Source organism: Marmoricola sp. OAE513 (assembly GCF_040546585.1).
In the GTDB taxonomy this organism is placed as follows: Bacteria; Actinomycetota; Actinomycetes; order Propionibacteriales; family Nocardioidaceae; genus Marmoricola.
Genome location: NZ_JBEPOC010000001.1, coordinates 1,160,332 through 1,180,313 on the forward strand (window position 1 = coordinate 1,160,332; position 19,982 = coordinate 1,180,313).

At 69.4% G+C, this 19,982-nt stretch carries 14 protein-coding genes and 1 pseudogene; 4 read left to right on the top strand and 11 right to left on the bottom strand.

The features are described from left to right. The first annotated feature begins 10 nt into the window (after positions 1 to 10). Positions 11 to 619 carry a hypothetical protein gene (locus tag ABIE44_RS05995; protein WP_209720773.1) on the top strand — a complete coding sequence of 203 codons (609 nt, stop codon included), beginning with the start codon at positions 11 to 13 and terminating at the stop codon, positions 617 to 619. A 342-nt stretch (positions 620 to 961) separates the two neighbouring features. On the opposite strand, the gene tuf is transcribed toward ABIE44_RS05995, so the two are convergent. The 4 genes from tuf to rpsL all read right to left on the bottom strand — a co-directional run bounded on the left by tuf (position 962) and on the right by rpsL (position 5,264). Further along, a complete protein-coding gene (gene tuf / locus ABIE44_RS06000; RefSeq protein WP_209720770.1) occupies positions 962 to 2,155 on the bottom strand; it encodes an elongation factor Tu in 1,194 nt (397 codons plus the stop codon). Between the two features lie 72 nt (positions 2,156 to 2,227). Continuing rightward, the gene (fusA, locus tag ABIE44_RS06005; protein ID WP_502912753.1) at positions 2,228 to 4,288 is read right to left on the bottom strand and encodes an elongation factor G; all 2,061 of its coding nucleotides are present in this window, start codon (positions 4,286 to 4,288) and stop codon (positions 2,228 to 2,230) included. 131 nt (positions 4,289 to 4,419) lie between these two features. Beyond that, entirely contained in the window at positions 4,420 to 4,890 is a 471-nt protein-coding gene (gene rpsG / locus ABIE44_RS06010) for a 30S ribosomal protein S7 (RefSeq protein ID WP_209720764.1), read from the bottom strand. Continuing rightward, complete coding sequence (gene rpsL / locus ABIE44_RS06015; protein WP_028636428.1) at positions 4,890 to 5,264, bottom strand: 30S ribosomal protein S12; 375 nt, start codon at positions 5,262 to 5,264, stop codon at positions 4,890 to 4,892. Before rpsL ends, rpsG begins: the two co-directional genes overlap by 1 nt. A gap of 268 nt (positions 5,265 to 5,532) precedes the next feature. On the opposite strand from rpsL, the gene ABIE44_RS06020 reads away from it, so the two are divergent. Further along, positions 5,533 to 6,327 (top strand): SGNH/GDSL hydrolase family protein, encoded by a 795-nt coding sequence (locus ABIE44_RS06020; RefSeq protein WP_209720761.1) that lies wholly within the window; start codon positions 5,533 to 5,535, stop codon positions 6,325 to 6,327. Here ABIE44_RS06020 and ABIE44_RS06025 read toward each other — a convergent pair. Genes ABIE44_RS06025 through ABIE44_RS06035 form a run of 3 tightly spaced genes read right to left on the bottom strand, consistent with a single transcriptional unit; the run spans position 6,289 to position 11,323 of the window. After that, the gene (locus ABIE44_RS06025; protein ID WP_354437880.1) at positions 6,289 to 9,117 is read right to left on the bottom strand and encodes an FAD-binding and (Fe-S)-binding domain-containing protein; all 2,829 of its coding nucleotides are present in this window, start codon (positions 9,115 to 9,117) and stop codon (positions 6,289 to 6,291) included. The genes ABIE44_RS06020 and ABIE44_RS06025 overlap by 39 nt on opposite strands. After that, positions 9,114 to 10,397, bottom strand: a complete 1,284-nt coding sequence (locus ABIE44_RS06030; protein ID WP_209720758.1) for a hydroxyacid-oxoacid transhydrogenase — start codon at positions 10,395 to 10,397, stop codon at positions 9,114 to 9,116. The genes ABIE44_RS06025 and ABIE44_RS06030 overlap by 4 nt, the downstream gene beginning before the upstream one ends. Then, positions 10,394 to 11,323, bottom strand: a complete 930-nt coding sequence (locus tag ABIE44_RS06035; RefSeq protein WP_354437881.1) for an NUDIX domain-containing protein — start codon at positions 11,321 to 11,323, stop codon at positions 10,394 to 10,396. Before ABIE44_RS06035 ends, ABIE44_RS06030 begins: the two co-directional genes overlap by 4 nt. Between ABIE44_RS06035 and ABIE44_RS06040 the strand changes: the two genes are divergently transcribed. Then, complete coding sequence (locus tag ABIE44_RS06040; RefSeq protein ID WP_209720753.1) at positions 11,324 to 12,445, top strand: acyltransferase family protein; 1,122 nt, start codon at positions 11,324 to 11,326, stop codon at positions 12,443 to 12,445. It abuts the gene before it with no gap. Here ABIE44_RS06040 and ABIE44_RS06045 read toward each other — a convergent pair. After that, positions 12,339 to 13,196, bottom strand: coding sequence for a lysophospholipid acyltransferase family protein (locus ABIE44_RS06045; RefSeq protein ID WP_209720750.1), 858 nt, complete (start codon positions 13,194 to 13,196; stop codon positions 12,339 to 12,341). The genes ABIE44_RS06040 and ABIE44_RS06045 overlap by 107 nt on opposite strands. 93 nt (positions 13,197 to 13,289) lie before the next feature. Further along, the gene (locus tag ABIE44_RS06050) at positions 13,290 to 14,561 is read right to left on the bottom strand and encodes a geranylgeranyl reductase family protein (protein WP_209720747.1); all 1,272 of its coding nucleotides are present in this window, start codon (positions 14,559 to 14,561) and stop codon (positions 13,290 to 13,292) included. A gap of 53 nt (positions 14,562 to 14,614) precedes the next feature. Here ABIE44_RS06050 and ABIE44_RS06055 point away from each other — a divergent pair, with 53 nt between their 5' ends. Continuing rightward, positions 14,615 to 15,136 (top strand): hypothetical protein, encoded by a 522-nt coding sequence (locus ABIE44_RS06055; RefSeq protein ID WP_209720744.1) that lies wholly within the window; start codon positions 14,615 to 14,617, stop codon positions 15,134 to 15,136. Here ABIE44_RS06055 and ABIE44_RS06060 read toward each other — a convergent pair. Further along, the gene (locus ABIE44_RS06060) at positions 15,133 to 15,966 is read right to left on the bottom strand and encodes a DUF429 domain-containing protein (RefSeq protein WP_209720740.1); all 834 of its coding nucleotides are present in this window, start codon (positions 15,964 to 15,966) and stop codon (positions 15,133 to 15,135) included. The genes ABIE44_RS06055 and ABIE44_RS06060 overlap by 4 nt on opposite strands. Before the next feature lie 97 nt (positions 15,967 to 16,063). Then, positions 16,064 to 19,949, bottom strand: a pseudogene (locus tag ABIE44_RS06065) (DNA-directed RNA polymerase subunit beta'). Positions 19,950 to 19,982: the final 33 nt, after the last annotated feature.

Sequence of the window (19,982 nt, forward strand, 5' to 3'; positions counted from 1 at the left end):
AAACCGCCCCATGACGAACACCCCCGAAGAGCCGCAGCAGCCCGCTGACTCGACTCCCCCGCCGCCCCCGGCCCCGACCCCGCCGCCGGCCGCCCCTGCTGCAGGCGGTCCGGACTTCGCCGCCGCCGGCGACGCCGCCAAGGCCGCCTACGGCGACGCCGTGAACACCTTCAAGACAGGCACGCTGACCCAGAAGCTCGGCCTGGTCGCCGGCGCCCTGGCCATCCTGGCCCTGATCGCAGCGATCCTGCCGTGGGTCTCCGTCGAGGCCGGCGCGCTCAGCGAGTCCTCCAGCGGCTTCGGAGACGGCGGCGACGGAACGCTGACCTTCCTGCTCGCCCTGGTCGCCGGTGGCCTCGGTGTCGCCTACGCGCTCAAGGGCATCCTGGCCAAGCCGTTCGCCATCGCGGCGGCCGCAGCAGGCGCCCTGATCACCCTGATCTCGATCATCGACCTCGCTGACATCAGCGACAAGGGCGGCGACCTCGAGGACATTGGCCGCCCCGGCTTCAAGGTCGACGTGAGCAGCGGGATCGGCCTCTGGCTGACGCTGATCATCGGTCTGGCCTACATCGGCCTCGGCGTGGTCGCCTTCCTGCAGATCCAGAAGGAGAGCTGACCACCAGCTCCATCAGCAACGAACGGCCCCGGGCAACGCCCGGGGCCGTTCTGCATTCCCAACCCGACGCACCGAGGCAACGACCCTGCAAAGACCAAAGGCGCTGCGACGACGAGCGACCCGGCAGCAGAGTGACCAGGGTCGCGTGGCGGCGCACGGGCAGGGCCCGGAGGAGCCGGCGTAAAAGCGCAGCGCGGCGCCGCAAGCGGGTGACGGGCACCCCACCGTCTGTAGCGGCGACGCGCCAAGCCAGCCGGTCCGAGGAGCGCTGGACGGGCGCCGCCACACCTAAAGCAGAACGGCCCCGGGCCGAAGCCCGGGGCCGAACTGAGAAGAACTAGATCACTTGGTGATCTTGGTGACGCGACCGGCGCCCACCGTACGACCACCCTCACGGATGGCGAACTTCAGGCCGTCCTCCATGGCGATCGGCTGGATCAGCACGACCGACATGTCGGTGTTATCGCCCGGCATCACCATGTCGCGACCCTCGGGGAGGGTGACGACGCCGGTGACGTCGGTGGTCCGGAAGTAGAACTGCGGACGGTAGTTGTTGAAGAACGGCGTGTGACGGCCACCCTCCTCCTTGGAGAGGATGTAGACCGACGCGTCGAACTCGGTGTGCGGGGTCGTGGTGCCCGGCTTGATGACGACCATGCCGCGCTCGACGTCCTCGCGCTTGGTACCACGGAGGAGCAGACCGACGTTCTCGCCCGCCTGGCCCTCGTCGAGCAGCTTGCGGAACATCTCGACGCCGGTGACGGTCGACTTCTGCGAGGTCTCGCGGATGCCGATGATCTCGACCTCCTCGTTGACCTTGACGATGCCGCGCTCGATACGACCGGTGATGACGGTTCCACGACCGGTGATCGTGAAGACGTCCTCGACCGGCATGAGGAACGGCTTGTCGGTGTCACGCTCGGGCTGCGGGATGGCCTCGTCGACCGCGTTCATCAGCTCGAGGATCGACTCGCCCCACTTGGCGTCGCCGGTCAGGGCCGGGTGGGCCGCAACGCGCACGACCGGGATGTCGTCGCCCGGGTAGTCGTACTCGGAGAGGAGCTCGCGCACCTCCATCTCGACGAGCTCGATGAGCTCCTCGTCGTCGACCATGTCGCACTTGTTGAGCGCCACGACCAGGGCCGGCACGCCGACCTGGCGGGCGAGCAGCACGTGCTCGCGGGTCTGCGGCATCGGGCCGTCGGTGGCGGCGACCACGAGGATCGCGCCGTCCATCTGGGCCGCACCGGTGATCATGTTCTTGATGTAGTCGGCGTGACCGGGGCAGTCGACGTGAGCGTAGTGGCGCTGCTCGGTCTGGTACTCGACGTGCGCGATCGAGATGGTGATACCGCGCTGACGCTCTTCGGGCGCCTTGTCGATCTGGTCGAACGCCGAAGCCTCGTTCAGGTCCGGGTACTTGTCGTGCAGGACCTTCGTGATGGCAGCCGTCAGCGTCGTCTTGCCGTGGTCGATGTGACCGATGGTTCCGATGTTGACGTGCGGCTTGGTCCGCTCGAACTTGGCCTTAGCCATTTCTGGCTCCTCCTGGTTGTGTTTTCTTGACTCGTAAATAGAACGTTTGTTGCTGCCGAGGTGCGTGGAGAACTACTCGCCACGAACCTTTTTGATGATCTCGTCTGCGACGTTCGAGGGAACCTCGGCGTACGAGTCAAACTCCATCGAGTACGACGCCTGACCTGAGGTCTTCGACCGGAGGTCACCAACGTACCCGAACATCTCCGACAGCGGCACCAGCGCCGAGACGACCATGTCGCCGTGACGCTCCTCCTGCGCGGAGATCTGACCACGCCGTGAGTTGATGTCGCCGATGACCGTGCCGAGGAAGCTCTCGGGGGTCACGACCTCGACCGCGAACATGGGCTCGAGGAGAACGGGCTTCGCCATCCGCGCGGCCTCCTTGAAGGCCTGCAGACCGGCGATCTTGAACGCGAGCTCCGAGGAGTCGACGTCGTGGTACGCGCCGTCCTCGAGGGTCACCTTGACGTCGACCATCGGGTAGCCGGCGAGAACACCGAACTCCATGGCCTCCTGGGCGCCCTGGTCCACCGACGGGATGTACTCGCGCGGGACGCGACCACCGGAGACGGCGTTGACGAACTCGTAGCCCGCACCGGTCCCGGTCTCGGGGTTGATGTTCGGCTCGATCGAGATCATGACCTTGGCGAACTGACCCGAGCCACCCGTCTGCTTCTTGTGGGTGTAGGAGTGCTTCTCGACCTTCTTGCGCAGGGTCTCGCGGTAGGCGACCTGCGGCTTGCCGACGGTGGCCTCGACGCGGAACTCGCGCTTCATCCGGTCGACGAGGATCTCCAGGTGGAGCTCACCCATACCGGCGATGATGGTCTGACCGGTCTCCTCGTCCGCCTTGACGGTGAAGGTCGGGTCCTCGTCGGAGAGCCGCTGGATGGCGGTACCGAGCTTCTCCTGGTCGCCCTTCGTCTTCGGCTCGATGGCGACCTCGATCACCGGGGCCGGGAAGGTCATCGACTCCAGGACGACCTGGTTGTTCGGGTCGCAGAGCGTGTGGCCGGTCTTGGTGTCCTTGAGACCCATGACAGCGACGATCTGGCCGGCGCCGACCGACGCGATCTCCTCACGCTTGTTGGCGTGCATCTGGTAGACCTTGCCGATCCGCTCCTTGCGGCCGTTGACCGAGTTGACCACGGTCGAGCCCGCCTCGAGCTTGCCCGAGTAGACCCGGACGTAGATCAGCTTGCCGAGGTGCGGGTCGGTGGCGATCTTGTAGGCCAGACCGGAGAACGGCTCGGAGTCGGACGGCTGACGCACGATCTCCTTCTCCTCGTCGTTCGGCGCGTGGCCGACGATGCCCTCGATGTCGAGGGGCGACGGGAGGTACTTCACGACGGCGTCGAGCAGGGGCTGCACGCCCTTGTTCTTGAACGCGGTGCCGCAGAGGACCGGGTTCAGCTTGTCGGCGAGGGTCGCACGACGGATCGCGGCCTCGAGCTCCTCGACGGTGAACTCACCCTCGTCGAGGAACTTCTCCATGATCTCGTCGTCGGCCTCCGACAGGGTCTCGAGAAGCTTCTCGCGCCACTCGGCGGCCTGCTCGGCCAGCTCGGCGGGGATCTCCTCGACGGTGTAGTCCTCACCCATCGTGGTCTCGCCGCGCCAGGTCAGGGCACGCATGCCGACCAGGTCGACGACACCGAGGAAGTCGCTCTCGGCGCCGATCGGGAGCTGCAGGACGAGCGGGGTGGAGTTCAGGCGCTCGACCATCATGTCGACGCAGCGCCAGAAGTCGGCACCGGTGCGGTCCAGCTTGTTGACGAAGCACATGCGGGGCACCGAGTACTTGTTCGCCTGGCGCCACACGGTCATGGTCTGGGGCTCGACACCGGCGACACCGTCGAAGACGGCGACGGCGCCGTCGAGGACGCGGAGCGAACGCTCCACCTCGGCGGTGAAGTCGACGTGACCCGGGGTGTCGATGATGTTGATCTGGTGGTTCTTCCACCAGCAGGTCGTCGCGGCCGACGTGATCGTGATGCCGCGCTCCTGCTCCTGCTCCATCCAGTCCATCGTGGCCGCGCCCTCGTGGACTTCACCGATCTTGTAGGTGATGCCCGTGTAGAACAGGATGCGCTCGGTGGTGGTGGTCTTGCCGGCGTCGATGTGCGCCATGATGCCGATGTTGCGGACCTTGTTGAGGTCCGTCGTGATGTCGACTGCCACTGAAAGTCAGTTCCTCAGATGTTGGTGGATGCAGGTGGGTGGTGCGCAGGCGCCCCGATCGAGGGGCGCCGCCGCAACGATCACCAGCGGTAGTGGGCGAAGGCCTTGTTGGACTCGGCCATCTTGTGGGTGTCCTCGCGCTTCTTCACAGCGGCACCCAGGCCGTTGCTCGCGTCGAGGATCTCGTTCATCAGGCGCTCGGCCATCGTCTTCTCACGACGCTCCGAGGCGTACCCGACCAGCCAGCGCAGCGCGAGCGTGGTGCCACGCGTGCCCTTGACCTCGATCGGGACCTGGTAGGTGGCGCCACCGACACGGCGGCTCTTGACCTCGATGGCCGGCTTGACGTTGTCGAGCGCGCGCTTGAGCGTGACGACCGGGTCGGTGCCGGTCTTCTCGCGGGCACCTTCGAGAGCCTTGTAGACGATGCGCTGGGCAGTCTGCTTCTTGCCGTCCTGGAGCACCTTGGAGACGAGCTGGGTGACGACCTGCGAACCGTAGACCGGGTCGACGACGATCGGGCGCTTGGGCGCGGGACCCTTGCGAGGCATTAGCTCTTCTCCTTCTTGGCGCCGTAGCGGCTGCGGGCCTGCTTGCGGTTCTTGACACCCTGGGTGTCGAGCGTGCCGCGGATGATTTTGTAGCGGACACCGGGGAGGTCCTTCACCCGGCCGCCGCGGACGAGCACGATGGAGTGCTCCTGGAGGTTGTGACCGACACCCGGGATGTAAGCGGTGACCTCGACGCCGCTGGAGAGCCGCACGCGGGCGACCTTCCGGAGGGCGGAGTTCGGCTTCTTCGGGGTGGTGGTGTAGACGCGGGTGCAGACGCCGCGACGCTGGGGCGAACCCTTCAGGGCAGGCGTCTTGTTCTTCGACACCTTGTCCTGGCGGCCCTTGCGGACCAGCTGGTTAATAGTGGGCACCGGGTGGTTCCCTTTCCTGTTTGATATCAGTGCGTGACGCTCTGCCGCGCACGATGGTGTTGCTCAGTGCTGTAGCGAGTCCGGGGACCGGCGCTGCCCCGGGCATGGCCGAGGCGCCTGGGATGCCCAGACACAAGGATTGAGATTACCGGGTGCCGTAGCGGCGGTCAAAACGCGCAGACGCCCGTTCCGGGCCCTACCAGGGCTCGGGAGCCGATGTTCACCTCCGATTCGCCTCCCGGACTCGCCCTGCCGTCATCCTCGCCGCATGGCAGAGCGGTTCGTGGCGATCGGGGACTCCTTCACCGAGGGCGTCGGCGACTGGGACGAGCGCTTCCCCAACGGGGTCCGCGGCTGGGCCGACCGGGTCGCCAAGCAGCTCTCCAAGGCGGACCCGGAGACCGAGTACGTCAACCTCGCCCTGCGCAGCCGGGTGCTGGACGACGTGATCGAGCACCAGGTCGAGGCCGCAGCCGCCCTGGACCCGACGCTGGTGTCGTTCTTCGCCGGCGGGAACGACATCCTGCAGATCCGGATCGACCTCGACGACGTGCTCGCCCGCTACGAGAAGGCGGTCGCCCAGCTGGCGGCCACCGGCGCCCGGGTCCTGCTGTTCACCAGCTACGACCTGCGCCTCTCCCCGCTCCTCGAGCCGCTGCGGCTGCGCAACAACCAGTTCAACCGTCGGGTCCGCGAGGTGGCGCTCGCCCACGACGCCCTGCTGGTCGACCACTGGGCGATGCGGGCGTTCGCGCATCCCCGGATGTGGGAGCCGGACCGCCTGCACATGTCCCGCCACGGGCACCGCTACCTGGCCGCCGCCGTTCTGCGCACGCTGCAGGTCGACCACACCATCACCCTGCGCGACCTCGGCCGGATCCCCGAGCGGACCTGGGCCGAGGCGGTCACCGACGAGATCGACTGGTGGCAGGGCTGGGTGATCCCGATGCTCGGTCGCCGCTGGCGCCGTACGCCCCTCGGCGGTGCGCTCACGCCGAAGTGGCCCGAGCCGATCAAGCCGGCGTCAGGGATGAAGCGGAGCGCTCGCGAGCAGCTGGGCTAGGTGCACCGCCGGTACGTCGGCGAGGTCGTCGAGCTGGATCCGGCAGGACATCCCGTCGGCCAGGAACACCGTGCCCTCGGCGGAGGCCCGGACCGCGGGCAGCAGCGCCAGCTCGGCAACGGCGACGCTGGTCTCGTAGTGGCCCTGCTCCACCCCGAAGTTCCCCGCCAACCCGCAGCAGCCGCCCAGACGGGTGACCGAGGCGCCCGCTGCCTCCAGCAGCGCGAGGTCGGCGTCGAAGCCGAGCACGCTCGCGTGGTGACAGTGGGGTTGCACCAGGACTTCGGTGCCGCGCAGGTCCGGAATCGTCCAACGACCCTCGGCGGTCAGCCGGGTCAGGTACTCGGCGAGGGTCAGCATCCCCGCGGCGACCTCGGCGACCCGCGGGTCCTCGAGCAGCTCCCCCGCATCGCTGCGGATGCTGGCCAGGCAGCTCGGTTCCAGCCCGATGATCGGCACCCCGCTGGCCACGTACGGGTAGAGCGTGCTCAGTGAGCCGTCCAGGATGGACCGGGCCTGGTCGAGCTGGCCGGTGGTGATCCAGGTGAGGGCGCAGCAGGCACGCTCCGGGATCACCTTCGCGTCGATCCCTGCGGCCGCGAACAGGTCGAGCGCCGCTCGACCCGTCTCCGAGGCGAAGTGGTCGGTGAAGCTGTCGGCCCAGATCCAGACGTCCGGCGAGCTCGCCGGGCGCACCCGGGACGGCTCGGCGTACGAACGCAGGCGCTGGGGGGAGAACGCGGGCAGCCCGCGTCGGGCGTCGATCCCCGCCACGCGCTTGACCACCGACGCGAGAGCACGGCTGCGCAGCGCCAGGTTGGCCACCCGGGGCGGTGTCATCGCCGCCCACCTCGGCAGCCGGCCGAGGGCGTAGTGCGAGCGCGGGCGGCGCTTGCCGGCGTACTGGGCCTCGAGGACCTGCGACTTGTACATCGCCATGTCCACCCCCGTGGGGCAGTCGCTGGCACAGCCCTTGCAGGACAGGCAGAGGTCGAGGGCCTCGCCGACGGCCGGGTCCGACACGGGTACGGCACCGACCACGACGTCCTGCAGCACCCGGGACCGACCGCGGGTGCTGTCCTTCTCGTTCCGGGTCGCCGCGTACGACGGGCACATCACCGTGGTCGCGGAGGCGCCGACCGCGACGCACTTGCCGACCCCGGTGCACCGGTGCGCGTCGTCGAAGAGCGCGGCGAGCGGGCCCGACGCCGGCGCCGCGAGCCGCAGCGACTCGTCGAACGGCGCCGGGTCCACCAGCACACCGGCGTTGAGGATGTTCTGCGGGTCCAACGCGTGCTTGACCGCGGCCATCAGGCCGAGCGCCTCGGGCGAGTACATCCGGCCGAGCAGCTCCGAACGGGCCCGGCCGTCCCCGTGCTCCCCGCTGAGCGAGCCGCCGTACGACGCCACCAGGGTCGCAGCGTCCTCGGTGAAGGAGCGGAACCGTTCCCGCCCCGAGCGGTCCGTCAGCTCGAAGTCGATCCGGGCGTGCACGCACCCGTCCCCGAAGTGCCCGTACGGGACCGTGTCGTAGCCGAACTGGTCGAGGAGCGACTCGAAGTCCCGGAGGTAGTCACCGAGCCGGTCCGGTGGGACCGCGGCGTCCTCCCACCCCGAGTGCGCCGGACGGGCGAGCGACCGGGCAGCCAGGCCTGCCCCGTCCTCCCGGATCCGCCACAGAGCCGCCTGCTCGACGGGGTCGGTGACGATGCGGCTGGGCGCGTCGACCGCGGCGGCAACGGTCGCGGCGGCCTCCTCGGCACCGGAGGCGCTGCTCGCGGTGACCTCGACGAAGAGCCACCCGGCACCCGCGGGCAGCTGCGGTGCGTTCGCCACCAAGCCGGTGATGCGCTCGTCGAGGCCCTCGCAGGCGACCAGCTGTCCCTCGAGCCCCACCGCGGTCGCCAGCACCGCAGGCACTGCGTCCGCGGCATCAGCCATCGAGGCGAAGCCGAGCACGGCCAGGGCGCGGAACGGCGCGTCCTCGACCAGCCGGACGGTCGCCTCCAGCACCACACCCAGGGTGCCCTCACTGCCGACGAGGAAGCGCTCGAAGCTGCGGTCGTTCTCGGGCAGCAGGTGCTCCAGCGCGTAGCCGGAGACCTGCCGGGAGAACCGACCGAACTCGGTCCGGATCAGCGCCAGGTTCGCGTCGACCAGGTCGGTCAGCCCGGCGATCAACGCGGACTGCTCTGACCCGGTGCCCGCGGCGAACCCGCGCAGCCCGCGCTCCTCGGCCACCGAGAACCCCCTCGCGTGCCGGGCGGCTCCCCGCGGGTTGATCACCTCGCCGTCGGAGAGCGCGATCTTGAGCGCCCGCACGTTGTCAGAGGTGCGGCCGTAGCCCAGTGCCCGCGACCCGCAGGCGTTGTTGCCGATCATGCCGCCGATGGTGCAGCGGGTGTGCGTGGAAGGGTCCGGTCCGAAGCGCAGCCCGTGCCGCGCCGCCTGCCGCTGCAGCGCGGCGTGCACCATCCCGGGCTGGACGGTCGCGGTGCGCGCGTCCGGATCGAGCCGGAGCAGCTTGTTCAGGTGCCTGCTGGTGTCGATCACGATGCCTGCACCGACCGCGTTGCCGGCGATCGACGTACCGGCTCCGCGCAGGGTGACGCTCGTCCCGAACTCCCGGGCCACCGCGAGCACGGCGAGCACGTCGTCGCTGTCCCGCGGGAACGTCACCGCCTGCGGCGGCACCCGGTACAACGACGCGTCACTGGCGTAGAGCGAACGCGCCAGGGTCGAGTCGTCGACCTGCAGACCCGCCTGGCGCAGGGCGTGAGCAGGCGTCACCAGAGCCCCAAGGACCGGCCCAGGATCCCGGCTGCGTCCTCCTCGGTGACCTCGCGCGGAGCGGTCGAGAGCAGCCGCTGCTGCTGCATGGTGCCGGTGACCAGGTCGTCGATGTCACCCTCGCCGTAGCCGACCTCACCGAGTCCGTTGGGGATCCCGATGTCGCGCATCAGGTCGCCGAGCACTGCGGGCAGGGTCCCCGCGTCGGCGCCGTGGTCGTGGCCGGGTGCGAGCAGGCCGGCTGCGCGCAGGTGACGCTCGGGGCTCGAGGAGAACGTCCACCGGAACGCCTCGGGCGCGGTCAGGGAGACGGCCATGCCGTGCGGCACCATCGCCTCGTCCGCCGGGTAGCCGGCTGGTCGGAAGTCGGGGCAGGACTCGTGCACCCGACCCGCGATCGGGTAGGCGTTCGCGTGCGGGATGTGCACCCCGGCGTTGCCGAAACCGAGGCCGGCCATCGTGGCCGCGAGCGCCATCTGCTCCCGCGCGGCGGCGTCGTCGCCGTGGTGGACCGCGCGGCGGAAGGAGGTCGAGAGCAGCGTCATCGCCTGCTCGGACCAGAGGTCCGAGATCGGGTTCGATCCGCAGTAGGGGACCCGCTGCTCCGGGGACTTGGAGTCGTAGGAGGTGAACGAGCGCGCGGTGTAGGACTCCAGCGCGTGGCAGAGGATGTCCATCCCGGCGGCTGCGGTGACGCCGGCCGGCTGCGACAGCGTCAGGGCAGGGTCGACGACCGCGAGGGTCGGGCGCAACCGGGCGTGGCTGATGCCGGTCTTGACCTTGAGCGCGAGCACGTCGAGCACGCAGATGGTGGTGGACTCCGCGCCGGTCCCCGTCGTCGTCGGTACGGCGACCAGCGGCTTCAGCGGGTTCTTCGGCGCCCGGGCCTTGCCGACCGGCGCGTTCACGTAGTCCATCAGCTCGCCGTCGTTGCTCGTCAGCAGGTTCACGGCCTTCGCGGTGTCGATCGTCGAGCCACCACCGACGGCGACGAACGCGTCCCACGGGCCGGTCTGCCGGGCGTGGTCGATGGCCGCGGTGAAGCTGGCATCGGTCGGCTCGACCTGCACGCCGTCGAAGACCCGGGCCTCGATGCCGAAGCCGGCCATCTGCTCGGCGATGCGCTGGGGGTGACCGGTGGCGGCGACGCCGGGGTCGGTGAGCACCAGGACGCGACGGACGTCGTACTGGCCGAGGTCGTAGCCGATCTCCTCAGAAGCCCCGACTCCGAACTTCAGCCCCGGGGCACCGTAGGTGAAGATCGTCTCCGCGCCGCTCATGGCGCTGAACCTACCGCCAACGCGTGCCGGACGACCTCGGTCACCTCGACCGTTCCGGCCTCGACGGCCGCACGATCGATCCACGCGACGTCGTCGGTGGTGCCGTCGATCTCCAGAACCTGCGGCTCGGCGCCATCCGGGACGGTCACCGCGAAGATCAGGTTCACGGCGTGGAAGTCCTCGTGCCGGCCGTTCGGAGCGGTCCCGGTCAGGTGCAGGTCGTGCACGTCGAGCAGCTCGCCGACCTGCGCCACCAGTCCGGTCTCCTCCAGCATCTCCCGGGCAAGCGCGACGGCCGGCTTCTCGCCGTGGTCGACTCCCCCGCCCGGAAGCGTCCAGTGACCGGACTCGACGGCGTACCGGCTCAACCGGGCCAGCAGCACCTGCTCGCGGCCGTCGACCTGGCGCCGTACGAGCGCCTTGGCGGCCAGGCGCTGGACCCGGTGCGCCTCGTGCTCCTCGATCGCGGCGCGGACCCAGGCGACCACCGGCCAGGCGCCGCCGAGGACGGAGGCGAGCGGCACCCAGCGGGCGTCGACGGTGGACCCGTTCTCCTCCACGACCCGCGGCTCCGGGCTGTCGACGGGCGCCCAGCCCTCGAAGACCATCCGGACGGAGTGCATGTCAGTGTCGCTGACCGACGCGTACCGACGCGCGGAGTCGATCCACGCCCGGTCGCCGACCTCGACACTCAGACCGGTCTCCTCGTAGACCTCGCGCACGACCGCGTCGCGGGGGTCCTCCCCGAAGTCGATCCCGCCCCCGGGAAGCGTCCACTGCTCGTTCGGGCCGAGGTACGGCGCCAACCGCGACAGCAGGATGTCGTCCCCGCGGACAATCACCGCATATGCCGCAACTCGCTGTCTGCGAGGTAGTTCACGGCCCTCTGAGGAGTCAGTCACAGGGTCAGCGGGTACTCCAGACACATGACGACTCTACGCAGCCAGGCCGTCCTCGAGCGCGAGAACGCCGCCGAGGCTCCCGCTGCGCGTCGCCAGCCCCGGCGCCGCGAGCCCTGGTTCGACAACATCAAGATGGTGCTGGTCACCCTGGTCGTGGTCGGCCACGCCTGGGCAGTCGTGCCGAGCTCGCCGACCAACGACTGGGCCTACGACTTCCTCTACTCCTGGCACATGCCGGCGTTCGCGATCATCACCGGCTACTTCTCCCGCCGGTTCTCCTGGACCCCGGAGCGCCTCCGCTCGCTGGTGACCACCGTGGCGGTTCCGTACCTGATCTTCGAGGCCGCGCTCGCCTACTACCGCGAGTGGCTCGGCGGCGTCCGGATCAACGACCTGTTCGCGGACCCGCACTGGCCGATGTGGTACCTGGCGGCTCTGTTCTTCTGGCGGCTGAGCGCACCGCTCTTCCTGGCGGTCCCGCGGTGGGCGGCTCTCGGCGGCGCCGTCGCGATCAGCATCACCTCGGGGCTGTGGGTCGGGGAGACCCTCGACGGCCCGCGCATCCTGGGCATGCTGCCCTTCTTCGTCCTCGGTCTGCGGGTGAGCGACCGCGACTGGGCACGGCTGCGCTCGCCGAAGGCCGTTCCGTGGGCTCTCGTCGGCATGGCGGCGCTGCTGGTCCTCGCCCGCTACACCGACGCCTGGCTCGACACGGAGTGGTATTACTACCGCACGACCTACGACCTGCTGCAGCCCGACGCCGTGCTGGCGATGGCGACCCGTGCCGCGGTGCTCGCGATCGGGCTGGTGGGTGCGGCCTCGGTGTTCGCGCTCGTCCCCCGCGGCAGGAGCTGGTTCAGCACGCTCGGGTCGGCCACCCTCGTGGTCTACCTGTTCCACGGCTTCGTGCTGCTCTTCGCCCGCTACCACGGCTACCCGGAGTGGGCTGCTGACCACCTCGGCCTCTCCTTCGCGATCGCGACCGCGGCGGGCGTCGTGCTGGCACTGCTCCTCGCCGCCCCTCCGGTGGCGCGACGACTCAACGCGTTCGTCGACCCGATCGGGTGGTGGGAGAAGCGTCGGGACCGGCACCAGACCCCGCGCGAGAGCGAACCTCGGGAGCCGGCGGCCACCACGTCGGGGTGACCGCGCTGGTCGGTACGACGTCGAGGGCCCGTGCTTCCTCGCGCGTCGGGGCGTGGCCTCCCAGGTGCGCCGGGTACCAGGTCGCGTGCTCGCCCGGACGCGGCACGTGCTCCGGCATCCGCTGCAGACCCTCCAGCATCCCGGTGAGTGTGGCTCCCAGACGCTGCGTCTCCGCGATCAGGTCCGCACCGGGTGGCACCTGCCACGGCGCCCCGAACTCGATGTCGACCCGCCGACCACGCGTCAGGTCGGGCGGCGGCTCGGGCACGCCGACCGAGAAGATCCGCTGCGAGCCCCAGATGGCGACGGGGACCAGCGGTGCGCCGGTCTCACGGGCCAGCGCCACGGCACCACGCATCAGCGAGCGGACCGTGAAGGAGTAGCTGATCCCGGCCTCGGGGAAGACGCCCACCGCCTGGCCGGACTGCAGCAGCCTCCGGGCCCTCAGGTACGCCGCGACGGGGACGGTCCGGTCGACGGGGATGTGGCCCATCCGGTCCATCGCCCACGCGATCGGGCCGGGCTTCCACACGTCGTACCGGGTCATGAAGCGGACGTAGCGTGCGCGGTCGACGGCCGCCTTCTCGATCATGATGAAGTCGAGGTAGGAGACGTGGTTCGCTGCGAGCACGACGGGGCCGGTGGCGGGCAGGTTCTCGAGCCCGTGGGGGTGCACCCGGACGTCGAGGGCGCGCAGGGCTAGGCGGCCCAGGGCGTTGATGGCTTTGTAGGTGCGGTCCACGGTCGTCATTCGACACCAGGCGACCGCCGGATGCGCTGACCTGGCACCTTTGTGCAGGTGCTCCCCCGCTGCGCTCCTCCCCACCTGCACAAAGGTGCCAGGTCAGCTGAAAGGCGGGCGGTGGTCGAGCTTCACGCTGCGGCGACCGGCCCAGCGCCACACCCGGGCGGACCGGTCCCGGTCCTCCTCGGTCACCAGGTTGCCCATCCAGCGCAGCGCCAGCGTCATCATCCAGTCCGAGCGCATGCCGACAGGTCCCAGTGCGGCGAGCGCCCGCGGCACCGTGACGATCCCGGCCAGACGACGGGCGATCGAGAACGCCTCGCCGTAGTGCTCGCGGAGCAGCGTCGGCCACACCGTGGCGAGGTCCTCGTCCAGGACGTCGACGACCAACCGGCCCGTCTCCAGGCCGTAGTCGATGCCCTCGCCGTTGAGCGGGTTCACGCAGGCCGCGGCATCGCCGATCAGCGCCCAGTTCGGACCGGCGACGTTCGAGACCGCGCCCCCCATCGGCAGCAGTGCCGAGGTGGGCATGCGGATGTCCCCGCTGAGCTGGAAGTCCTCGCGGCGCTGCTCGGCGTAGTGCTTCATCAGCGGCCGCAGCGCCACCTCGGCCGGACGCTTCGCGGTGGCCAGCGTGCCCACACCCAGGTTCACCGAGCCGTCGCCGAGCGGGAAGATCCACCCGTAGCCCGAGAGGATCTCGCCCTGCTCGCCGCGGAGCTCGAGGTGCGAGCTGATCCAGGGGTCGTCCGACATGGCCGAGTCGATGTAGGAGCGGCCGGCGACGCCGTACACCGTGTCCCGGTGCCACTCACGTCCGAGGACCTTGCCGAGCCCGGAGCGGACACCGTCCGCCACCACGAGCCGGTTGCAGGCGATCTCGACCCGCTCCCCGTCACGGCCGTCGAGCTCGAAGACGACCGCAGCGACCTTTCCCCCGTCCATCCGGACGTCGACCGCGCGGGCACCGTCGATCGCGGTCGCGCCCGCCTTGATCGCGGTGGTGCGGAGGTGGTCGTCGAGCTCGGTACGCGCGACCGCCGACCCGTACGCCGGCAGTCCGGTCCCGGACCGGCCCGGACCGGGCCACGGGAGCAGCAACGTCTGCCCGAAACCGTGCGCGCGCAGTCCGTGGTTGACCGTGTGCGCCGTGATCCAGTCCTCGAGGCCGAGGCGGGAGAGCTCGGCGATGGCACGCGGGGTGAGCCCGTCACCACAGGTCTTGTCGCGCGGGAAGACGGCGGCATCGACGATCACGGTGTCGCGTCCAGCCCGCGCGGCCCAGGTCGCCGCCGAGGAGCCTGCGGGGCCGGCGCCGACGACGAGCACGTCGGTGCGGGTGGGCCCGGAGAAGGACGGCTGGGTGGTCACCCGCCCATCTTCCCATCCGGCAGGTGAGGGGCGGCAATCGGTAGCGTGTGCCCATGGCCGATCCGACTCCCTCCACCTTCCTGCAGACCCTCCGGGTGCTCTGCGTGGCCCTGATGTCCTCCCTGGTGGTCATCCTCGTGGCCGTCACGTTCATCCTCACCTCCGAGCAGGGATCCGACCCGGCGCCGCCGTGGACCTTCGCCGTGCTGGCTGCGGTGGCTCTGGCCGCGACGGCGGCGATCTCCCAGCTCGGGTACCGGTTCCGGCCGATCGCCCCGGGCACGCCCGAGGACGAGGCTCGGCGCAGCTCGGTCACCCAGATGCAAACCACCACCCTCCTGCGCTTCGCGTTCGCCGAGTCGGTGGCGATGGTCGGGATCGCCCTGGCCTTCGTCGCCGAGGACGGCGGCATCGTGCTCGTGCTGATCGGGGTCGCGGTTGCCGAGCTGCTGCTGTTCCGGCACATCTGGCCCAGCGACCGGATCATCACGAAGGTCACCGAGGCCCTGGAGGCCGAGGGCGGCCGGTCCTACCTGCGCGAGGCGCTCGACTCCCCGGCTCCGCCTCGCGGCTAGACCCGGATCGCGGCCGGTAGCCCGTCGCTGAAGACCTCGGGCTCGGGCGGGAACGACTCGCTCTCCCCCGCTGCGTGCCGGCTGGCGGACCAGGCGCAGGCGCACGCGTCGAGCAGGTCGTCGAGGGCGAATCCCTGACCTGCGTAGTAGTGCGGAGCCGTCAGGCCGGCACCGGTCAGCAGTGCGCGCCGCTCGTCGGCTCCCTCCGGGGTCGCCTTGCGGCTGATGACCGGGGTCCCGGCCAGGCGCGCGAACGCGAGCTCGGGATGCACCTCGACCACCTCGACCCGCGGGCGGGTGCGCAGCCACTGGTCGACCTCGCGGATCTTCGGGACGATCCCCCAGGTCTGCACGGCGATGCTCGTGCCGGACGCCGTGGCGGCGATGTTGATCTCCTTCGCCTCCTCCCACGAGGACGCGTAGACGGCCGCACGGGTCGGCGGGGTGAACACCGAGCTCGACTTCGGCCCGAGCTCCGCCCGCACCAGGCCGTCGGCACGACGGGCGTCCCGGTCCGCGAGCCCGATCGGCATGTCGACCGCGACCACCCGGACGTCGAGGTTCTGCCGGACGCTCTCGACCAGGGCGGCAATCGCCCCGGCCACGTGCACCGCGGTGGTCCCGTCGGTGTCGAGCGCGACCCCGACCCAGCCACCGGGGCAGCCGTCGACGCCGAGCACCGGGACGACGGGCCGGAGCACCTCAGGCGCCTCCGGGGCGAGCGCTTCTGCAGCGGCGACCAACGCCTCGGCGGTCCGCGCCGTACCGGACTGGGCGACCGCACGGGCGACGAGGTCCGCCAGGTCGCGCTCCCAGCCATCGGTGCTCATGGGCCCATCCTGGCCGACGCGGCCGGGAACGGCGAAGGCCCCGTCGCACCTCGCGGTGGGACGGGCCTTCGTGGCTCCTGGCGTGACGCCTACGAGCTCAGTTCTGGTAGGAACCGAAGTCGAAGTCGTCCAACGCAACCGTCTGGTTGCCCTGCGTGCCGAAGTCGTAGCTGCCGTAGGAGTCGTACCCGGTGACGGAGTACGCCGCGGCGCGGGCCTCCTCGGTCGGCTCCACCCGGATGTTGCGGTACCGCTCGAGGCCGGTACCCGCCGGGATCAGCTTTCCGATGATCACGTTCTCCTTCAGGCCGCGCAGCGAGTCGGACTTGCCGTTGATCGCAGCGTCGGTGAGGACCCGGGTGGTCTCCTGGAAGGAGGCCGCCGAGAGCCACGACTCGGTCGCGAGCGAGGCCTTGGTGATACCCATCAGCTCCGCACGACCCGAGGCCGGCTTGCCGCCCTCGGTGACCACGCGACGGTTCTCCTCCTCGTACCGGACCCGGTCGACCAGGTCGGACGGGAGCAGCTTGGTGTCGCCGCTCTCGATCACGGTCACCCGGCGGAGCATCTGCCGGACGATGATCTCGATGTGCTTGTCGTGGATCGACACACCCTGGCTGCGGTACACCTGCTGGACCTCGGCCACCAGGTGCTCCTGTGCCTTGCGGACACCCAGGATGCGCAGGACCTCCTTCGGGTCCGGGCGTGCCCTGGATCAGCTGCTGACCGACCTCGACGTGGTCGCCGTCGGCGACCTGGAGGCGGGACCGCTTGCTGACCGGGTACTCGACCGGGTCGGAACCGTCGTCGGGGGTGACGATCAGCTTGCGGGCCTTGTCGGTGTCCTCGATCTCGAGCCGGCCGGAGGCCTCCGAAATCGGCGCCTTGCCCTTGGGCTGGCGGGCCTCGAAGAGCTCCACGACGCGGGGAAGACCCTGCGTGATGTCGTCCGCCGAAGCCACACCACCGGTGTGGAAGGTACGCATGGTCAGCTGCGTGCCGGGCTCACCGATGGACTGGGCGGCGATGATGCCGACCGCCTCACCGATGTCGACCAGCTTGCCGGTGGCCAGCGAACGGCCGTAGCACTTGGCGCAGGTACCGGTCTTGGCGTCGCACGTCAGGACCGAGCGGACCTTGACGATCTCGATGCCGGCCTCGACGAGGGCGTCGATCTGGACGTCGCCCAGGTCCTCGCCGGCGCCGACGAGCACGTCACCGGACTCGGAGACCACGTCGACGGCCGCGTTCCGGGCGTACGCCGAGGTCTCGGCGTTGAGGTCCTTGCGGACCACGCCGTCCTCGCCCCGGACACCGATCACCTTCGGCATGCCGCGCTCGGTGCCGCAGTCGTCCTCACGGATGATGACGTCCTGCGAGACGTCGACCAGACGACGGGTCAGGTAACCCGAGTCCGCCGTACGCAGCGCGGTGTCGGCCAGACCCTTGCGAGCACCGTGGGTGGAGATGAAGTACTCCAGGACCGAGAGGCCCTCACGGAAGTTCGACTTGATGGGTCGCGGGATGATGTCACCCTTCGGGTTGGCCACCAGACCACGCATGGCCGCGATCTGACGAACCTGCATCCAGTTACCGCGAGCACCCGAGTTCACCATCATGAAGATCGGGTTGTCCTGGTCGAAGTTCTTCTGCATCGCCTTGGCGACCACGTTCGACGCGTCGGTCCAGATCTCGATGAGCTCCTGGCGGCGCTCGTCGTCGGTGATGAGACCGCGCTCGAACTGCTGCTGGACCTTGGCGGCGTTCTCCTCGTACTTCTCGAGGATCTGCAGCTTGTCCTTCGGCGAGACGACGTCCTCGATGGACACGGTCACGCCCGAGCGGGTCGCCCAGGTGAAGCCGGTGTCCTTGAGGGCGTCCAGCGAGTTCGCCACCTCGACCTTGGTGTAGCGCTCGGCCAGGTCGTTGACGATCTTGCCCAACTCGTTCTTGCCGACCTGGTACTCGATGTACTCGTAGTTGCCCGGCAGCGCCTCGTTGAAGAGCGCGCGACCCAGGGTGGTGTCGAGGATGATCGGGTCACCCTCGGTCCAGCCCTCGGGGATCACGGTGCCCTCCGGCGGGACGGCAACTCCCGACAGACGGATCTTGATCTTCGACTGCAGGGTGATCTCACCCTTGTCGAACGCCATCACGGCCTCCGCGGAGGACGCGAACGCGCGACCCTCGCCCGGCGCACCGTCCCGACCCAGGGTCAGGAAGTAGATGCCGATGATCATGTCCTGCGTCGGCATGGTCACGGGGCGACCGTCCGACGGCTTCAGGATGTTGTTCGTCGAGAGCATCAGGATCCGGGCCTCGGCCTGGGCCTCGGCGGACAGCGGCAGGTGCACCGCCATCTGGTCACCGTCGAAGTCGGCGTTGAACGCGGAGCAGACCAGCGGGTGGATCTGGATGGCCTTGCCCTCGATCAGCTGCGGCTCGAAGGCCTGAATGCCGAGGCGGTGCAGCGTGGGCGCACGGTTCAGCAGAACCGGGTGCTCGGCGATGACCTCTTCGAGCACGTCCCAGACCTCGGGGCGGACCGCACGCTCGACCATCCGCTTGGCGGACTTGATGTTCTGCGCGTGCGACAGGTCGACGAGACGCTTCATCACGAACGGCTTGAACAGCTCGATCGCCATGTACTTCGGCAGACCGCACTGGTGCAGCTTGAGCTGCGGGCCGACGACGATGACCGAACGGCCCGAGTAGTCGACGCGCTTTCCGAGCAGGTTCTGACGGAAGCGACCCTGCTTGCCCTTGAGCATGTCGGACAGCGACTTCAGCGGCCGGTTGCCCGGGCCGGTGACGGGGCGACCACGACGGCCGTTGTCGAACAGCGAGTCGACGGCCTCCTGGAGCATCCGCTTCTCGTTGTTGACGATGATCTCGGGAGCACCCAGGTCGAGCAGGCGCTTGAGCCGGTTGTTCCGGTTGATCACGCGGCGGTACAGGTCGTTCAGGTCGGAGGTCGCGAAGCGGCCACCGTCGAGCTGCACCATCGGGCGCAGGTCCGGCGGGATGACCGGGACGGCGTCCAGGACCATGCCCATCGGGCTGTTGCCGGTCTTGCGGAACGCGTCGACGACCTTGAGACGCTTGAGCGCGCGGACCTTGCGCTGGCCCTTGCCCGTCTCGATGGTCTCGCGGAGGTTCTCGACCTCGGCCTCGATGTCGAACGACTTCAGACGCTCCTGGATCGCCGTGGCGCCCATGAAGCCCTCGAAGTACTTGCCGAACCAGTTCTTCATCTCGCGGTAGAGGAGCTCGTCGCCCATCAGGTCCTGGACCTTGAGGGACTTGAACGTGCTCCAGACCTCCTCGAGACGGTCCAGCTCGCGCTGGGCCCGGTCGCGGACCTGCTTCATCTCGCGCTCGGCGCCGTCCTTGACCTTGCGACGGGCGTCGGCCTTGGCACCCTCGGCCTCGAGCGTGGCCAGGTCGGCCTCGAGCTTCTTGGCGCGCTCGTCGACGGCTACGTCGCGGCGGTTCTCGATGCTCTTGCGCTGCAGGCCGATCTTGCCCTCGAGGTCCGCGAGGTCCCGGTGACGGGCGTCCTCGTCGACCTTGGTGATCATGTAGGCGGCGAAGTAGATGACCTTCTCCAGGTCCTTCGGCGCCAGGTCGAGCAGATAGCCCAGCCGGCTCGGCACACCCTTGAAGTACCAGATGTGCGTGACCGGTGCGGCCAGCTCGATGTGGCCCATCCGCTCACGGCGGACCTTCGAGCGGGTCACCTCGACGCCGCAGCGCTCGCAGATGATGCCCTTGAAGCGCACGCGCTTGTACTTGCCGCAGTAGCACTCCCAGTCCCGGGTGGGACCGAAGATCTTCTCGCAGAAGAGGCCGTCACGCTCGGGCTTGAGCGTGCGGTAGTTGATGGTTTCCGGCTTCTTGACCTCACCGTGGCTCCACGTGCGGATGTCGTCCGCAGTGGCCAGGCCGATCTGAAGCTGGTCGAAGAAGTTCACGTCAAGCACGGTGGCTTCTGTCCTTCGTTAGTTCTGGAAATC

Bases quoted from the DNA above. Each gene is read 5' to 3' on its own strand.
- ABIE44_RS05995 (WP_209720773.1), top strand. From the start codon at position 11: ATGACGAACACCCCCGAAGAGCCGCAGCAGCCCGCTGACTCGACTCCC.
- tuf (WP_209720770.1), bottom strand. From the start codon at position 2,155: ATGGCTAAGGCCAAGTTCGAGCGGACCAAGCCGCACGTCAACATCGGA.
- fusA (WP_502912753.1), bottom strand. From the start codon at position 4,288: ATGGCGCACATCGACGCCGGCAAGACCACCACCACCGAGCGCATCCTG.
- rpsG (WP_209720764.1), bottom strand. From the start codon at position 4,890: ATGCCTCGCAAGGGTCCCGCGCCCAAGCGCCCGATCGTCGTCGACCCG.
- ABIE44_RS06020 (WP_209720761.1), top strand. From the start codon at position 5,533: ATGGCAGAGCGGTTCGTGGCGATCGGGGACTCCTTCACCGAGGGCGTC.
- ABIE44_RS06030 (WP_209720758.1), bottom strand. From the start codon at position 10,397: ATGAGCGGCGCGGAGACGATCTTCACCTACGGTGCCCCGGGGCTGAAG.
- ABIE44_RS06040 (WP_209720753.1), top strand. From the start codon at position 11,324: ATGACGACTCTACGCAGCCAGGCCGTCCTCGAGCGCGAGAACGCCGCC.
- ABIE44_RS06045 (WP_209720750.1), bottom strand. From the start codon at position 13,196: ATGACGACCGTGGACCGCACCTACAAAGCCATCAACGCCCTGGGCCGC.
- ABIE44_RS06055 (WP_209720744.1), top strand. From the start codon at position 14,615: ATGGCCGATCCGACTCCCTCCACCTTCCTGCAGACCCTCCGGGTGCTC.
- ABIE44_RS06060 (WP_209720740.1), bottom strand. From the start codon at position 15,966: ATGAGCACCGATGGCTGGGAGCGCGACCTGGCGGACCTCGTCGCCCGT.